12 protein-coding genes are annotated in these 13,793 nt (G+C 72.3%); 7 read left to right on the top strand and 5 right to left on the bottom strand.

Translation table 11 applies throughout. The annotated features are described in order from the left end of the window. Positions 1–209: 209 nt before the first annotated feature. Complete coding sequence (locus ACIP64_RS31995) at positions 210–692, bottom strand: peroxiredoxin (RefSeq protein ID WP_401593531.1); 483 nt, start codon at positions 690–692, stop codon at positions 210–212. Between the two features lie 155 nt (positions 693–847). Between ACIP64_RS31995 and ACIP64_RS31990 the strand changes: the two genes are divergently transcribed. After that, a complete protein-coding gene (locus ACIP64_RS31990; RefSeq protein WP_401593529.1) occupies positions 848–1,459 on the top strand; it encodes a TetR/AcrR family transcriptional regulator in 612 nt (203 codons plus the stop codon). A 36-nt stretch (positions 1,460–1,495) separates the two neighbouring features. Here the strand turns inward: ACIP64_RS31990 and ACIP64_RS31985 are convergent, their stop codons facing one another. Together ACIP64_RS31985 and ACIP64_RS31980 are read right to left on the bottom strand one after the other, a co-directional pair. After that, entirely contained in the window at positions 1,496–2,305 is an 810-nt protein-coding gene (locus ACIP64_RS31985) for an AIM24 family protein (protein WP_401593526.1), read from the bottom strand. Between the two features lie 34 nt (positions 2,306–2,339). Further along, on the bottom strand, positions 2,340–3,617 hold the full coding sequence (locus ACIP64_RS31980; RefSeq protein ID WP_401593524.1) for an ROK family protein: 1,278 nt from the start codon (positions 3,615–3,617) through the stop codon (positions 2,340–2,342). A gap of 138 nt (positions 3,618–3,755) precedes the next feature. Here ACIP64_RS31980 and ACIP64_RS31975 point away from each other — a divergent pair, with 138 nt between their 5' ends. The 6 genes from ACIP64_RS31975 (at position 3,756) to ACIP64_RS31950 (ending at position 11,126) form a co-directional block, all read left to right on the top strand. After that, positions 3,756–5,072: an ABC transporter substrate-binding protein gene (locus ACIP64_RS31975; RefSeq protein WP_401593522.1), complete on the top strand. Its 1,317-nt coding sequence runs from the start codon at positions 3,756–3,758 to the stop codon at positions 5,070–5,072. A gap of 14 nt (positions 5,073–5,086) precedes the next feature. Further along, a complete protein-coding gene (locus ACIP64_RS31970) occupies positions 5,087–6,097 on the top strand; it encodes a carbohydrate ABC transporter permease (protein ID WP_401593519.1) in 1,011 nt (336 codons plus the stop codon). After that, the gene (locus ACIP64_RS31965; protein WP_401593516.1) at positions 6,090–6,950 is read left to right on the top strand and encodes a carbohydrate ABC transporter permease; all 861 of its coding nucleotides are present in this window, start codon (positions 6,090–6,092) and stop codon (positions 6,948–6,950) included. The genes ACIP64_RS31970 and ACIP64_RS31965 overlap by 8 nt, the downstream gene beginning before the upstream one ends. A 32-nt stretch (positions 6,951–6,982) precedes the next feature. After that, positions 6,983–8,341, top strand: coding sequence for a GH1 family beta-glucosidase (locus tag ACIP64_RS31960; protein WP_401593513.1), 1,359 nt, complete (start codon positions 6,983–6,985; stop codon positions 8,339–8,341). Positions 8,342–8,412: 71 nt separating this feature from the next. Further along, on the top strand, positions 8,413–10,365 hold the full coding sequence (locus ACIP64_RS31955; protein ID WP_401593511.1) for an RICIN domain-containing protein: 1,953 nt from the start codon (positions 8,413–8,415) through the stop codon (positions 10,363–10,365). Positions 10,366–10,541: 176 nt separating this feature from the next. Then, the gene (locus ACIP64_RS31950; protein ID WP_401593509.1) at positions 10,542–11,126 is read left to right on the top strand and encodes an Imm21 family immunity protein; all 585 of its coding nucleotides are present in this window, start codon (positions 10,542–10,544) and stop codon (positions 11,124–11,126) included. A gap of 99 nt (positions 11,127–11,225) precedes the next feature. Here ACIP64_RS31950 and alc read toward each other — a convergent pair whose 3' ends face one another. Both alc and allB read right to left on the bottom strand, forming a co-directional pair. Then, positions 11,226–12,335, bottom strand: coding sequence for an allantoicase (gene alc / locus ACIP64_RS31945; protein ID WP_401593507.1), 1,110 nt, complete (start codon positions 12,333–12,335; stop codon positions 11,226–11,228). Beyond that, the gene (gene allB, locus ACIP64_RS31940) at positions 12,332–13,693 is read right to left on the bottom strand and encodes an allantoinase AllB (RefSeq protein WP_401593504.1); all 1,362 of its coding nucleotides are present in this window, start codon (positions 13,691–13,693) and stop codon (positions 12,332–12,334) included. The genes alc and allB overlap by 4 nt, the downstream gene beginning before the upstream one ends. Positions 13,694–13,793: the final 100 nt, after the last annotated feature.

Raw genomic sequence — 13,793 nt, 5'->3', positions numbered from 1 at the left:
GCAGACGATGTGGCCCGGTCCGCGCGGGGGGACGCGGACCGGGCACGGAAGAACCCGGGGCGGAGCGGCGGCGCCCGTCGGCGCCTGCTCGCGCGGTGCGCCGGGCAGACAGCAATCTGCCCGGCTCCGGGCGTTCAGTCCATCGATCTTTTCTTAAGCTCGGCAACAGCGCAGCTTCACGCTCGCCCGTAAGGGGGGCGCGGGGCGGCTCAGCGGGGGGCGAGGGCCGCCAGCTGAGCGACGATGGCGTCGGTGTCCTGGTAGGTGAGCCCGATGCGGGCCACGTGCTTCCAGCGCACGATGCCCTCGGCGTCGACGATGAACACCGAGCGCTTCAGGCCGAGTCCGGGCAGCGAGATGCCGTAGGCCTTGACCACCGAGCGGTCGGTGTCGGCGAGCAGCGGGAAGCGCAGGTCGCGCTTGCGGGCGAAGTGCTCGTGGCTGTCGAGGTCGCTGAGGTTGATCCCCCACACCGTGGCGCCGAGGTCGCGGAAGCGGTCCAGGTCGGAGGTGTACGAGCACAGCTGCTTGGTGCAGACCGCCGAGTCGTCGCCCGGGTAGAAGGCGAGCACGACCGGGGCACCGCGCTGCGCGGACAGCGAGTACTCGGCGCGCTCGGCGCCGGCGTCGGTGAGCAGCACCCCGGAGAGGGTGAAGTCGGGGGCGGGGGCGCCGATCTCGGGCACGGCCATGGGGGTGGGGTCCTCTCGTACGGCGGGCACGGGCGCGGTGCGGGCCGGGGTGGCGGCCCACGGACGGCTCCGGGCGGCACAGAAAGACGAAGGGTGAGACAGAACGTTCGTTCTTGCCGGGACACTACGCGTGGCCGTCGGCTAACGTCAAGGACATGAACGCCCCGCCCGCCGCCCCGCTCGCCCCCTCCGAGGCCACCGTGCCCGCGGACGCCCCGCCGCGCGAGCGCATCCTCGCGACCGCGTCCCGGCTGTTCTACGCCGAGGGGATCCACGCGGTGGGCATGGACCGGATCGTCACCGAGGCGGCGACCACCCGGGCCACGCTCTACCGGCACTTCGCGGGCAAGGAGCAGCTGGTCCTCAGCTACATCCAGGAAACGGACCGGCAGATCCGCTCGTACACCGAGGGCGCCCTCGGCGGACTCGGCGCGCAGGAGGCGCTGCTCGCGGTGGCCGGGGCGCTGGGCGACCAGTTGTGCGCGCCCGGTTTCCGCGGCTGCCCCTTCCTCAACGCCGCCGCCGAGTACCCGGACCCGGACGACCCCGTGACGCACGCCATCGTCGCCCACCGCACCTGGCTGCGCGGAGTGGCGGAGCGGCTGCTGGCCGAGGCGGGCGCCCCGCACCCGGCGGAGGACGCGGTGACGCTGATGATGCTGCGTGACGGCGCGGCGATGACGGCCGCGCTCAGCGACCCGGCGGAAGTGCGGGCCGCCCTGGACCGGGCGCTGCGCAACGTCCTGGAGTCCGCCGGGGTGGTGTGAGCCGGAGGCGCCTGCCGGAGGGCGGGAGGGCCGGTGTCAGCCCGCGTGGGTGGAGAACAGTCCGCCGGTCGGGCCCTGCTTGTCGCCGCCCTGGGCCTTCTTCAGCGCGTTGGCCAGCCCCTCGATGGTCAGGGACTGCAGGATGACGCGGCCGTTGCCCTCCAGGGTGGCCAGGGACAGGCCCTCGCCGCCGAAGACGGCGTTCATGATCCCCTGGCGGTTGAGCCCGCCGATGCGCTGCACGCCGTACTGGATGCCCTCCTCGAAGGCGACGATGCAGCCGGTGTCGACCTCGATGCGGCCGCCGAAGTCGGCGGGGTTGAGGTCGATGAAGTTGCCCGCGCCCGCGATGATCACCGTGCCGCGGCCGGTGAACTTCTCCAGGATGAAGCCCTCACCGCCGCTCATGCCGGTGCGGCCGCCCTGGAAGGCGATACCGAACTCGACGGTGGACTCGGCCGCCACGAAGGCGTCCTTCTCGGCGAACCAGGCGCGCGAGCCGTCCAGCTCCAGGGCCCGCATCTCGCCGGGCAGCACCCCGGCGAAGCCGACCGTTCCCTCGCCGCCGCTCGCGCTGAAGTACTGGAAGGCGATGCTCTCGCCGGCGAGCATGCGCTGGCCGACCTGCATCGCGGTGCCCATGGCCTGGCGGAGCATGCCGCCCATGCCGCCCCCGCCGCCCTGCTGCTGCGCGTTGCCGCCCGGCCCGGCGAGCCGTGTGTCCATGCTCACATTCGCGGTCTTGAAGAGGAACTTGCCGGCCTCGCAGTAGACGGTCTGGCCGGGTTCGAGGGTGCACACGGCCATCTGCATGGCGTTGCCGACGATCTGCTGCTTGAGGGTCACCGCGGTCTCCGGGTCGTTCTGGGGGTGGGCTGCTTCAGGCGGACGTCCCTGACAACGACCGGCCCGGACGATTCGGTTCCGCCTGCTCGTCGGACCGCGGGGCGGGGGCGGGCACCCGGCCGCCGGCGTCGAGGAAGCGGGCGAGCGGCAGGGTGGCCGCGCCGACCGTGACCGCGTCGGGGCCGAGCAGCCCGAGCTCGATCGAGGTCTGGGCGCAGGGGTGGCGCAGCGCGTACGCGGCCGTGGCCTCGCGGACGGCGGGCAGCAGCCGGGGCCCGATCATCAGACCGGTCCAGCCGGCGAGCACGATCCGCTCGGGGTTGAAGAGGTTGACGAGGTCGGCGATGCCCGCGCCGAGGTACTCCGCGGTCTCGTCGAGCAGCTCCACCGCCGTGCGGTCGCCGGCCTCGGCCGCGGTGACCAGGGCGGCGATCGCCGTCTCCTCGCCGACCCCGGCCGGGGCGTCCGCGCCCCAGCGGTCGATGAGGGCCTCGGCGCCGACGTACGCCTCCAGGCAGCCGCGGGATCCGCAGCGGCAGAGGCGGCCGCCGACCTGGAGGGTCGTGTGCCCCCATTCGCCGGCGCTGCTGCTGGCGCCGCGGTAGGGCTTGCCCTCGGCGACGACGCAGGCGCCGACTCCGGAACCGAGCAGGGCGATCACGGCGCTGCGGGCGCCGCGTCCGGCGCCGAACCACAGCTCGGCCTGCCCGAGCGTCTTGGCGCCGTTGTCGATGTGGAGGGGGAGGCCGGTGCCCTCGGCGAGCAGCGCGCCGAGCGGGACGGCGTCCCAGTCGATGGTCTGGCCGTGCACGATCGCGCCGGCGCCGCCGGTGCCCTGCTCGACGATGCCGGGCACGCCGATGCCGACGCCGAGCACGTGGGCGGGGTCGGCCTGGCTGTCCTCCAGGACCGCCGCGAGCCCTTCGAGGATCAACCGCACGACCAGGGCGACGTCGTGGCCGCTGTCGGCCAGCGGCCGCTCGGTGGAGGAGAGTTCGGTCAGGGCGAGGTCGAAGAGGGTGACCCGGACGCCGGTCTCGCCGACGTCGACACCGATGACGAAGCCGTGCCGGGGAGCCACCTTGAGCATCACACGCGGGCGGCCGCCGTCGGACTCCACCGAGCCGGCCTCCTCCACCACGCCGTCCCCGATGAGCTCGGCGACCACGTTGCTGATCGATCCCGTGCTGAGGCCGGTGTCCCTGGCCAACTCTTGACGGCTGAGCGGGCCTTCGAAGTAGAGGTGGCGCAGGATCGACGAACGGTTGCCCCGCCGCAGGTCACGGACGGTGCGCTTGCTTCGGTCTGCCATGGTGTTCCCTCCCCGGCTGAATCTATCGCTGCGCCAAGTCTTGACGCCAGGTTTTCTCAGACGTTAAATCACGCCTTGAATTAAGGCGTGACGCTCTTCATCTCCCGAAGCCATCACCCCCTGAGAGGGTCCCCGGTCATGCACATCATCCGTACGACAGCCGCCGCCGCGGTCGCGGCCGCGCTCATCGCATCCGCCACCGCCTGCGGCGGCGGCTCCTCGACCGACGGCAGCGGCGGCGGCGGCTCCAAGACGCTCACCTACTGGGCCAGCAACCAGGGCAGCAGCCTGGAGAACGACAAGGAAGTCCTGGAGCCCGAGCTCGCGAAGTTCGAGAAGCAGACCGGCATCAAGGTCAAGCTGGAGGTGGTCCCCTGGTCCGACCTCCTCAACCGGATCCTCGCCGCCGCCACCTCCGGTCAGGGCCCGGACGTGCTCAACATAGGCAACACCTGGTCGGCCTCGCTCCAGGCCACCAACGCGCTGATGCCGTTCGACGCCAAGGCGTTCGACGCCATCGGCGGCAAGGACCGCTTCGTCGACGCCGCGCTCGGCGCGACCGGCGCCGAGGGCAAGGACCCGGCCGCGGTCCCGCTGTACTCGCTGGCGTACGGGCTCTACTACAACAAGAAGATGTTCGCCGACGCGGGCATCGCCGCGCCGCCGGCCACCTGGGACGAGCTCGTCGCGGACGGCAAGAAGCTGACCAAGGGCGGCAAGTACGGCCTCGCGGTCGAGGGCGGCAACCTCTCGGAGAACGTCCACCACGCCTTCGTCTTCGGCAAGCAGCACGGCGCCGACTTCTTCGACGCCTCCGGCAAGCCGACCTTCACCACCCCCGAGGCGGTCGCGGCGGTCAAGCAGTACATCGACTTCATCGCCGCGGACAAGATCGCCGCCCCCGGCAACGCCGAGTACGCGGCCAACCAGTCGGTGGCCGACTTCGCCACCGGCAAGGCCGGCATGCTGCTGTGGCAGGCCGCCGGCTCCTCGCTGAAGTCCCACGGCATGAAGCCCGAGGACTACGGCGTCGCCCAGGTGCCGTTCCAGACCAAGGGCGCCACCGGTGACACCGCCGTCAACTCGATGGTCGCCGGCATCAACCTCGCCGTGTTCAAGAAGTCCAAGAACGTCGACGGCGCGCTGAAGTTCGTGAAGTTCATGACCAGCGACGACGAGCAGAAGATCCTCAACGGGACCTACGGCTCGCTCCCGCCGGTCAAGGCGGCCCAGTCCGACCCGGCCTTCTCCTCCCCGGACCTGAAGGTGCTCGCCGACGCGCTCGCCAACAGCGCCGCGCCGCTCCCGCAGGTCGCCAACGAGAGCCAGTTCGAGACCACCGTCGGCACCGCGATGAAGGACCTCTTCGCCGAGGCCGCCGCCGGCCACCCGGTCACCACCGACACCGTCAAGGCCGCCCTCGAGAAGGCCCAGCAGCAGATGCCGGCCTCGTGAGCACGGAGCACCCCATGACCACCACCGTGCCGCCCGTACGGCACACCTCGAAGTCTCCTTCCTCCGGCGGCCGGCGGGCCGCCGGGGGAAGGCCCCGCCGTCGCCTGTTCGGGCTCTCCGCGCGGGTGCGTCGCGGCTCCCTGCCGTACGTCCTGCTGCTGCCCGCGCTCGCGCTGGAACTGCTGATCCACCTGATCCCGATGGTGGTCGGCGTGGTGATGAGCTTCAAGGAGCTCACGCAGTTCTTCATCAGCGACTGGTCGGCCGCGCCCTGGAAGGGCCTGGGCAACTACCGCGTGGCGGTGGACTTCAGCGCGCCCGTCGGCAAGGACCTGCTCAACTCGTTCGTCGTGACGTGCGAGTTCACCCTGCTGGCGGTGGCGCTGTCCTGGCTGTTCGGCACCGCCGCCGCGATCCTCATGCAGGACACGTTCCGGGGCCGGGGGCTGCTGCGCGGGGTCTTCCTCGTCCCGTACGCGCTGCCGGTCTACGCGGCGGTGATCACCTGGTCGTTCATGTTCCAGCGCGACACCGGCATGATCAACCACGTCCTGCACGACCAGTTGCACCTGACCTCCGGCAAGCCCTTCTGGCTGATCGGCGACAACAGCTTCTGGGCGCTGGTCACGGTCTCCGTGTGGCGCCAGTGGCCGTTCGCCTTCCTGTGCCTGATGGCCGGGCTGCAGAACATCCCGCGCGAGCTGTACGAGGCGGCGGCGATGGACGGCGCCGGGATCTGGCAGCAGATCCGCCGGATCACGCTGCCCTCGCTGCGGCCGGTGAACCTGGTGCTGGTGCTCGTGCTGTTCCTGTGGACGTTCAACGACTTCAACACGCCCTACGTGCTGTTCGGGCGGGCCGCGCCGGACGCGGCGGACCTGATCTCGATCCACATCTACCAGTCGTCCTTCGTGACCTGGAACTTCGGCTCCGGCTCGGCGATGTCCGTGCTCCTGCTGCTCTTCCTGCTCGTCGTGACGGCGCTCTACCTGCTCGTCACCTCCCTGAGGAGGCAGGATGACTGACGTCCGCAGCCCCATGGCCTCGCCCCGCTCCTTCGTGTGGACGCGGCGGATCGTGCTGACCCTGCTGGCGGCCTTCGCGCTGGCCCCCGTCTTCGTGATGGTGGTCTCGTCGCTGAAGCCCCTCCAGGACGTGCAGGGGCCGTTCCGCTGGTTCCCGAGCGGCTTCACGCTGCGGCCGTACGCGGACATCTGGCACACCGTGCCGCTGGCCCGCTACTTCCTGAACTCGCTGATCGTCTCGGCCGGCGCGACCGTCGCCTCGGTCACGGTGGCGATCTTCGCGGCGTACGCGGTCAGCCGCTACCGCTTCGCGGGCCGGCGCTTCTTCACGGTGACGATCCTGTCCACCCAGATGTTCCCCGGCATCCTCTTCCTGCTGCCGCTGTTCCTGATCTTCGTCAACCTCGGGAACGCCACCGGCATCGCGCTGTACGGCAGCCGCGGCGGCCTGATCCTGACCTACCTCACCTTCTCGCTCCCCTTCTCCATCTGGATGCTGGCGGGCTACTTCGACTCGATCCCCCGGGACCTCGACGAGGCCGCCCTCGTCGACGGCAACGGCCCGCTCGGCGCGCTGTTCCGCGTCGTCGTCCCGGCCGCCGTGCCCGGCATCGTCGCGGTGAGCGTCTACGCCTTCATGACCGCGTGGGGCGAGGTCCTCTTCGCCTCGGTCATGACCAACGACACCACCCGCACCCTCGCCGTCGGTCTCCAGGGCTACGCCACGCAGACCGACGTGTACTGGAACCAGGTCATGGCCGCCTCGCTCGTGGTGAGCGTGCCCGTGGTCGCCGGGTTCCTGCTGCTGCAGCGCTACCTCGTCGCAGGCCTGACGGCCGGCGCCGTCAAGTGAGCGCCCCCGTTCCCCCCTCCGAAAGGCAGTCCGTGACCTCCGACCTCAGTGCGCTCCCCGCCGGCTTCGTGTGGGGCGCCGCGACGGCCTCGTACCAGATCGAAGGCGCCGTGGCCGAGGACGGCCGCGCGCCCTCCATCTGGGACACCTTCTCCCGCACCCCCGGCAAGGTCGCCGGCGGCGACACCGGCGACACCGCCTGCGACCACTACCACCGTTGGCCCGAGGACATCGGCCTGATGCGGCGCCTGGGCCTCGACGCGTACCGCTTCTCCATCGCCTGGCCGCGGGTGATGCCGCAGGGCGGCGGCGAGGTCAACCCGGCGGGCCTGGCCTTCTACGACCGGCTCGTCGACGGACTGCTGGAAGCGGGCATCACGCCCTTCCCGACGCTCTACCACTGGGACCTCCCGCAGGCGCAGCAGGACCGCGGCGGCTGGCCGGAGCGCGAGACCGCGCTGCGCTTCGCCGAGTACGCCTCGGTCGTGGCCGAGCGCCTCGGCGACCGCGTCACCCACTGGGCGACCCTCAACGAGCCGCTGTGCTCGGCGTGGATCGGGCACCTGCAGGGCGTGATGGCCCCCGGCCTCACCGACCTGACCGCCGCCGTGCGTGCCTCGTACCACCTGCACCTGGGCCACGGCCTCGCGGTGCAGGCGCTGCGCGCCGCCGTCCCGCAGGCGCAGATAGGCATCGTCAACAACCTCAGCCCCTCCGAGCCCGCCTCCGACCGGCCCGAGGACATCGCCGCCGCGCTGCGCGCCGACGGCCACACCAACCGCTGGTGGCTCGACCCGATCCACGGCCGCGGCTACCCGGAGGACATGCTGAAGCTCTACGGGGTCGAACTGCCCGTGCACGACGGCGACATGGAGACCATCGCCGCGCCGCTGGACTGGCTGGGCCTCAACTACTACTTCCGCGAGATCGTCGCCGACGACCCCACCGGGCCGGTCCCGCACACCAGCGCCCTGCGCATCCCGGACGTCCGCCGCACCGCGATGGACTGGGAGGTGCACGCCGACGGCCTGGAGAAGCTGCTCATGCGGCTGACCGAGGAGTACGGCGCGCGGAAGATCTACGTCACCGAGAACGGCTCGGCGTACGAGGACCACGTCGGCCCCGACGGCCAGGTCCACGACCCCGAGCGCACCGCCTACCTGGAGGAGCACCTGGCGGCCTGCGGCCGCGCGGTGCGCGCCGGCGCCCCGCTGGCCGGCTACTTCGCCTGGTCGCTGCTGGACAACTTCGAGTGGGCGTACGGCTACGCCAAGCGCTTCGGGCTCGTCCACGTCGACTACGAGACCCAGAAGCGCACCGTCAAGGGCAGCGGCAGCCGCTACGCCGACATCATCGCCGCCCACCGCCGCCGCGCCCGCAGCGCGGCCTGACCCCCGGGCGCGCCCGCGCCCGCCGATCTCCCTCGCACGCACCCCATGTCCTTCCCCACAAGGAGCACGCGATGCGACAACACCCCCACATCAGACGAGTGATCGCCGTCCTGGCGGCGGTCGCCGCGGCCTTCGCCGTGTTAACCGTTGCCGGTCCGAGCGCGGCGGCCGCCACCGCCGTGCAGGTCACCATGACCACGACCTCGGACGGCAGCACGGTCGTCAAGGGCCTCCAGGCCCAGGCCCCGACCGCCTTCGAAGCGGGCAGCGGCAGCGGCGGGACGGTCATCACGGTCGACCCCGCCGCCCGTTACCAGCCCTTCGAGGGCGGCGGGGCCTCCTTCACCGACAGCGCCGCATGGCTGATGAACTCCTCCGGCGCCCTGTCGGCGGCCACCCGTGACGACACCATGCGCAAGCTCTTCTCCCCCACCGACGGCATCGGCCTGGGCTTCCTGCGCAACCCCATGGGCGCCTCCGACATCGCCCGCAGCCACTACACGTACGACGACACCTGCTGCGACCTGGCCGACTTCTCCATAGCCAAGGACCTCGCCGACGTCCTGCCGCTCACCCAGCGGGCGCGCCAACTCAATCCGGACCTGAAGATCATGGCGGTGCCGTGGTCGGCGCCGGCGTGGATGAAGGACAACGGCAAGCTCACCCAGATGGGCAAGCTGAAGCCGGAGTTCTACGACATGTACGCGCAGTACTTCGTGAAGTACCTCCAGGCGTACGAGCAGCGCGGCGTCCACATCGACTACGTGTCCGTGCAGAACGAACCGCAGTGCTGCGGCGCGAACAGCAGCTACCCCACGATGGAGTGGACGGCGGCCACGCTTCTGGACTTCACCAGGAACCACCTCTTCCCCGCCTTCCGCTCCGCCGGGATCACCACCAAGACGCTGATCCACGACTGGAACCACGGCGACTGGAACACCACCGGCGCCGGCCAGCTCGCCGACGCCGCGCTGCGCGGCGACCCGCTGTTCGGAGGCGTGGCCTGGCACGGCTACACGCCGACCCCGCCGAACTACGCGCTGGGCAGCACGATCCAGAGCCAGTACCCGGGCGTCCCGCAGTACGAGACCGAGCACTCCGGCGGCACCTGGGTCGGCGACCAGCAGCTCGAGGACCTGCGCGACATCACCGGCTTCACCCGCAACTACGCGCGCTCGTACGTGAAGTGGTCACTGGCGCTGGACCAGGCCAGGGGCCCGCACGCGGGCGGCTGCGACAGCTGCAGCGGGCTGATCACGGTGCACAACGGGGACGCGCGCAGCGGCCAGGTCGACTACACCGTCGAGTACTACACGATGGGACAGCTGACGAAGTTCGTCCGCGCGGGCGCCGTGCGGATCGGCAGCAACGCCACGGACCCGGTGTGGAACACCGCGTTCGTCAACAGCGACGGGCAGCGGGTACTGGTCACCCACAACTCCTCGTCGTCCACCCAGCAGGTCACCGTCCGCGAGAACGGGCAGCACTTCTCGTACAGCCTGCCGGCCCGCGCCACGACGACCTTCACCTGGACCGGCGCGCCGACCGGCGACGGTGGCGGCGGCGACGGGATCAGCACCTCCGCCTGGTACCAGGTAACCGGCGTCGGCTCGAGCAAGTGCGTGGACGCCAAGGACCGCGGCACCGCCAACGGCACGGTCGTGCAGCAGTGGAGCTGCGTCGCCGGGCAGACCAACCAGCAGTGGCAGTTCCGCGCGACCGACAGCGGCTACTACCGGGTGGCGAACCGCAACGCGACCGCCACGGAGCAGGTCTGGGACGTCACGGGAGGCGCGTCGGCGACGGGCGACTCCGTGCCGGTGCAGACCTGGCAGTGGTCCTCGGGCACGAACCAGCAGTGGAAGCCGGTGCTCCAGCCCGACGGCTCCTACGTGTTCACCGCCCGGCACAGCGCCAAGTGCCTGGACGTCGCCGCCGCCTCCGTCACCGACGGGGCCCGGATCCAGCAGTACACCTGCAACGGCACCGCCGCCCAGTCCTTCCGGCTCACCCCGGTGGGCTGACCAGACCCGCGCGGCGCCGACGTTCGAGGGAGACGCCGGCGCCGCGCGGCACCACGCCCTGAGCGGGCGGCCGAGCGGTACGCCACCCCGGGGCCAGGACCGGCCGCTCCGTGTGCGGCGGGCACGTCGCCCGGGCTCACAGCGGCGCTGTCAGTGGCGGGCGGCACACTTGCGCCATGAACGTGTTCCCGCCCGACGCCGCCGGGACCCGCCGCCGGCCCGAGTGGGTCGAGTCGACGGGCGGTCCGCTGATCGTCGTGCCCGTCTCCGCGCTGCCCGCCTGGGGCGGCTGCACGAAAGCGGGGACGGTCGTGGGCGACGGAGACGTCCCTGACGACTACGACCGGGCCTGCGCCGTGGACGACCTGGCGGGGGTGATACCCGTCGGCCGGGACGGCGCCGTGGCGTTGGTCCTGGGGGAACAGCCCGCCACCACGCGTTACCTCCCGGCACACCGGACCTTCCTGCGTTGGCTCGGTGCCGGCTCCGAGGCCGAATTGTCCGAGGCGGCCGAGGCCTTACTCGCGGATCCGGGCATCACGTGGGAGCAGTGCGGGACATGGGACACCGACGGGCCCGCGGTACTCATGGACTCGGCCGAGGCGGGCAGTCCGCAGGGCGTCGAACACCCCGGCGGCGGCCTGCCCCAACATGCCTGCGTCCCGCTGCCTCCCGGACGTTGGGCAGTCCGCACCGTCGAGGTGGAGGCCGGCGACCGCACCTCGCTGGGCCTGGTGCGGCTGGTGCCCGCCAACCCCTGACGTGGCACGCCGACACGACCGACCGTCAGGTCGGGGCGGCCTCGGCGTATCTGCGGTGGGTCCCGGGATGGGCCGCCTCACGCCGACCCCGACGCCGCGTCAGGCCAGTGCCTCCCAGCGCCGGGCGAGCCGCGCCGCGCCGGCGTCCGTCAGGGAGCCCCACAGCCGCAGCCGCGCGACGCCGCCGTCGGGGTAGGTCTCGATCCGCACATGGGTCGCGGCGGGCGCGACGACCAGGAACCGGTGGACGGTGTCGGGCTGCAGGGCGGTGCGGGGCAGGATCGTGAACCACTCGCCGCTGCCGCCGTCGCGGCCCAGCAGTGCGGCCCAGCCGGCGGCGTTGCCCTTGTAGTAGCCGGTGTCGATCTCGACGGCGCGGACGACGCCCCGTTCCGCGAGCCGGTAGCGGACCCAGTCGTGGCCCTGGTCGCGGCGGCGCCGGGTCTCCCAGCCGTCGCCCATGCGGCGGGACTTCCCCGGAAGGATCGGGTTGACCGGCGAGGAGTAGAAGCGGTCGGAGACGTCCTCGGGGGCGCCGCCGTTCTCCAGGGCGACCAGGTCGAAGGTACCGAGCGCCGCGAGCCACGCGGGGTCGGGGACGATCTCGCCGTGGACGCGCAGCCGCGCGATGCCCCCGTCGGGGAACTGCCGGAGCCGCAGGTGGGTGAAGCGGCGCTCCACGGCCACCTCGAACCCGTTGGCGGCGTGGCCGCCGACATCCGTGCGCGGCACCAGTCCGGTCCACTCCACGCCGCCCGCGAGCAGGTCGTCCGGCGCGGCGGACAGCGGAGCCGAGGTGGCCTCGACGGAGACCTGCCGGGGGTGGTTGCCCCGGAAGTGGGCCGTGTCCACGACCAGGCCGCGGACGACGCCGGGCGCGGCGAGGCGGATCAGCGCCCAGTCGTGGTCGGTGTCGCCGGGGTGCGGGCTGTCGGCGCCGGTGCCGCGCCGGCGGCGGGTCTCCCAGCCGTCCATGACCTGCCCCTTGTGGCCGAAGTGCTCGGGCCGGAACTCGGGGCGCCCGGGGACGAGCAGGTTCTCGCGCTCGGCGAAGAACTCGTCGTTGGCGGCGATGACGGCGGCTCCCAGGCGCCGGTCGGCGAGGTCGGGCAGCCCCGTGAACGGCAGGTCGGCGCCGCGGTAGTCCGCCCAGGGGTCCCCTCCGGGGTAGGGCTGGGCGGCGCCGGTGTACCGGGGCACGGCGCTCACGCGTCCTCCCGCGCGATGAGGCGGCCGGAGGGCCCGGCCGGGGCGCCGTCGCCCGCGACGGGTTCGCCGCGCAGCCAGGTGCCGCGGACGACCCCCTGGAGGGTGCGGCCCGCGTAGGCGGTGACCGGGTTGCGGTGGTGGAGTGCGGCGGGGTCCACGGTGAAGCTCTCGTCGGGCGCCAGGACGGCGAAGTCGGCGTCGTAGCCGGGCGCGATCGCGCCCTTCGTGCTCAGGCCCGCGAGGCGTGCGGGGCCCTGTGCCATCCAGCGCACCACGTCGCCGAGCGAGGCGCCACGCCTGCGGGCCTCGGTCCACATCGCGGGCAGGCCGATCTGGAGGGAGGAGATGCCGCCCCAGGCCGCGCCGAAGTCGCCGGTGCCGAGGTGCTTGAGGTCGGCCGTGGACGGCGAGTGGTCGGAGACGACGCAGTCGACGACACCGTCGAGCAGGCCCTGCCAGAGGGCGTCGCGGTTGGCGGCCTCGCGGATGGGCGGGCAGCACTTGAACTGGGTGGCGCCGTCGGGCACCTCCTCGGCGGTGAGCGTCAGGTAGTGCGGGCAGCTCTCGGCCGTCAGGCGTACGCCCTCGTCGCGGGCGGCGGCGATCATGGGCAGTGCCTCCGCCGAGGACAGGTGGAGCACGTGCACCCGGCAGTCGTGGCGGCGGGCGAGCGCGATCAGGCCCTCGATCGCGGTGTTCTCGGCGGCGCGCGGACGGGAGGCGAGGAAGCCGGCGTACGCGCGGCCCGTGGGCCGCGGGGCGCCGTCGATGAGCGCGGGGTCCTCGGCGTGCACGATCAGCAGCCCGTCGAAGCGGGCGATCTCGGCCATCGCCTCCGCCAGTTCCGCGGGCGCCAGGTGCGGGAACTCCTCGACTCCGGAGGGCAGCAGGAAGCACTTGAACCCGAAGACGCCGGCCTCGTGGAGCGGGCGCAGGTCCTTGGCGTTGCCGGGGACGGCGCCGCCCCAGAAGCCGACGTCGGTGTGCACCCTGCCGCGCGCGGTGTCGCGCTTGAGGTCCAGGTGCGCGGTGGTGGTGGTCGGCGGCACGCTGTTGAGCGGCATGTCGATCAGCGTGGTGACGCCGCCCGCGGCGGCCGCGCGGGTGGCGGTCGCGAAGCCCTCCCACTCGCTGCGGCCGGGGTCGTTGATGTGCACGTGGGTGTCGACCAGGCCGGGGAGCAGCGCGTCGTGCCCCAGGTCGACCAGGCGGGCGCCCGGTGGTGGCGCGCTCCCGTACGGCAGGACGGCGGCGATCCTGCCGCCGGCCACGGCCACGTCGGCGGGGCGTTCGGCCTCGGGGGTGACTACCCGCGTCGAGCGCAGCACCAGGGAGGTCGCGGCAATGGCCTCGGACACCCGTTCCCCTTCCCCTGGTTCCACCGGCGTCGCACGGAAATTCAACGTTCTGTTGAATCAGATCCTCCGCCCAGCCGTACGACCCGTCAAGACCCGGCCG

The sequence above is a fragment of the Streptomyces sp. NPDC088733 genome (assembly GCF_044751185.1).
In the GTDB taxonomy this organism is placed as follows: domain Bacteria; phylum Actinomycetota; class Actinomycetes; order Streptomycetales; family Streptomycetaceae; genus Actinacidiphila.
The sequence above is the reverse complement of the archived record's forward strand: the minus strand, read 5'-3'. Positions and strand labels throughout refer to the sequence as shown.

Bases quoted from the DNA above. Each gene is read 5' to 3' on its own strand.
- ACIP64_RS31995 (WP_401593531.1), bottom strand. From the start codon at position 692: ATGGCCGTGCCCGAGATCGGCGCCCCCGCCCCCGACTTCACCCTCTCC.
- ACIP64_RS31990 (WP_401593529.1), top strand. From the start codon at position 848: ATGAACGCCCCGCCCGCCGCCCCGCTCGCCCCCTCCGAGGCCACCGTG.
- ACIP64_RS31980 (WP_401593524.1), bottom strand. From the start codon at position 3,617: ATGGCAGACCGAAGCAAGCGCACCGTCCGTGACCTGCGGCGGGGCAAC.
- ACIP64_RS31975 (WP_401593522.1), top strand. From the start codon at position 3,756: ATGCACATCATCCGTACGACAGCCGCCGCCGCGGTCGCGGCCGCGCTC.
- ACIP64_RS31970 (WP_401593519.1), top strand. From the start codon at position 5,087: ATGACCACCACCGTGCCGCCCGTACGGCACACCTCGAAGTCTCCTTCC.
- ACIP64_RS31965 (WP_401593516.1), top strand. From the start codon at position 6,090: ATGACTGACGTCCGCAGCCCCATGGCCTCGCCCCGCTCCTTCGTGTGG.
- ACIP64_RS31955 (WP_401593511.1), top strand. From the start codon at position 8,413: ATGCGACAACACCCCCACATCAGACGAGTGATCGCCGTCCTGGCGGCG.
- ACIP64_RS31950 (WP_401593509.1), top strand. From the start codon at position 10,542: ATGAACGTGTTCCCGCCCGACGCCGCCGGGACCCGCCGCCGGCCCGAG.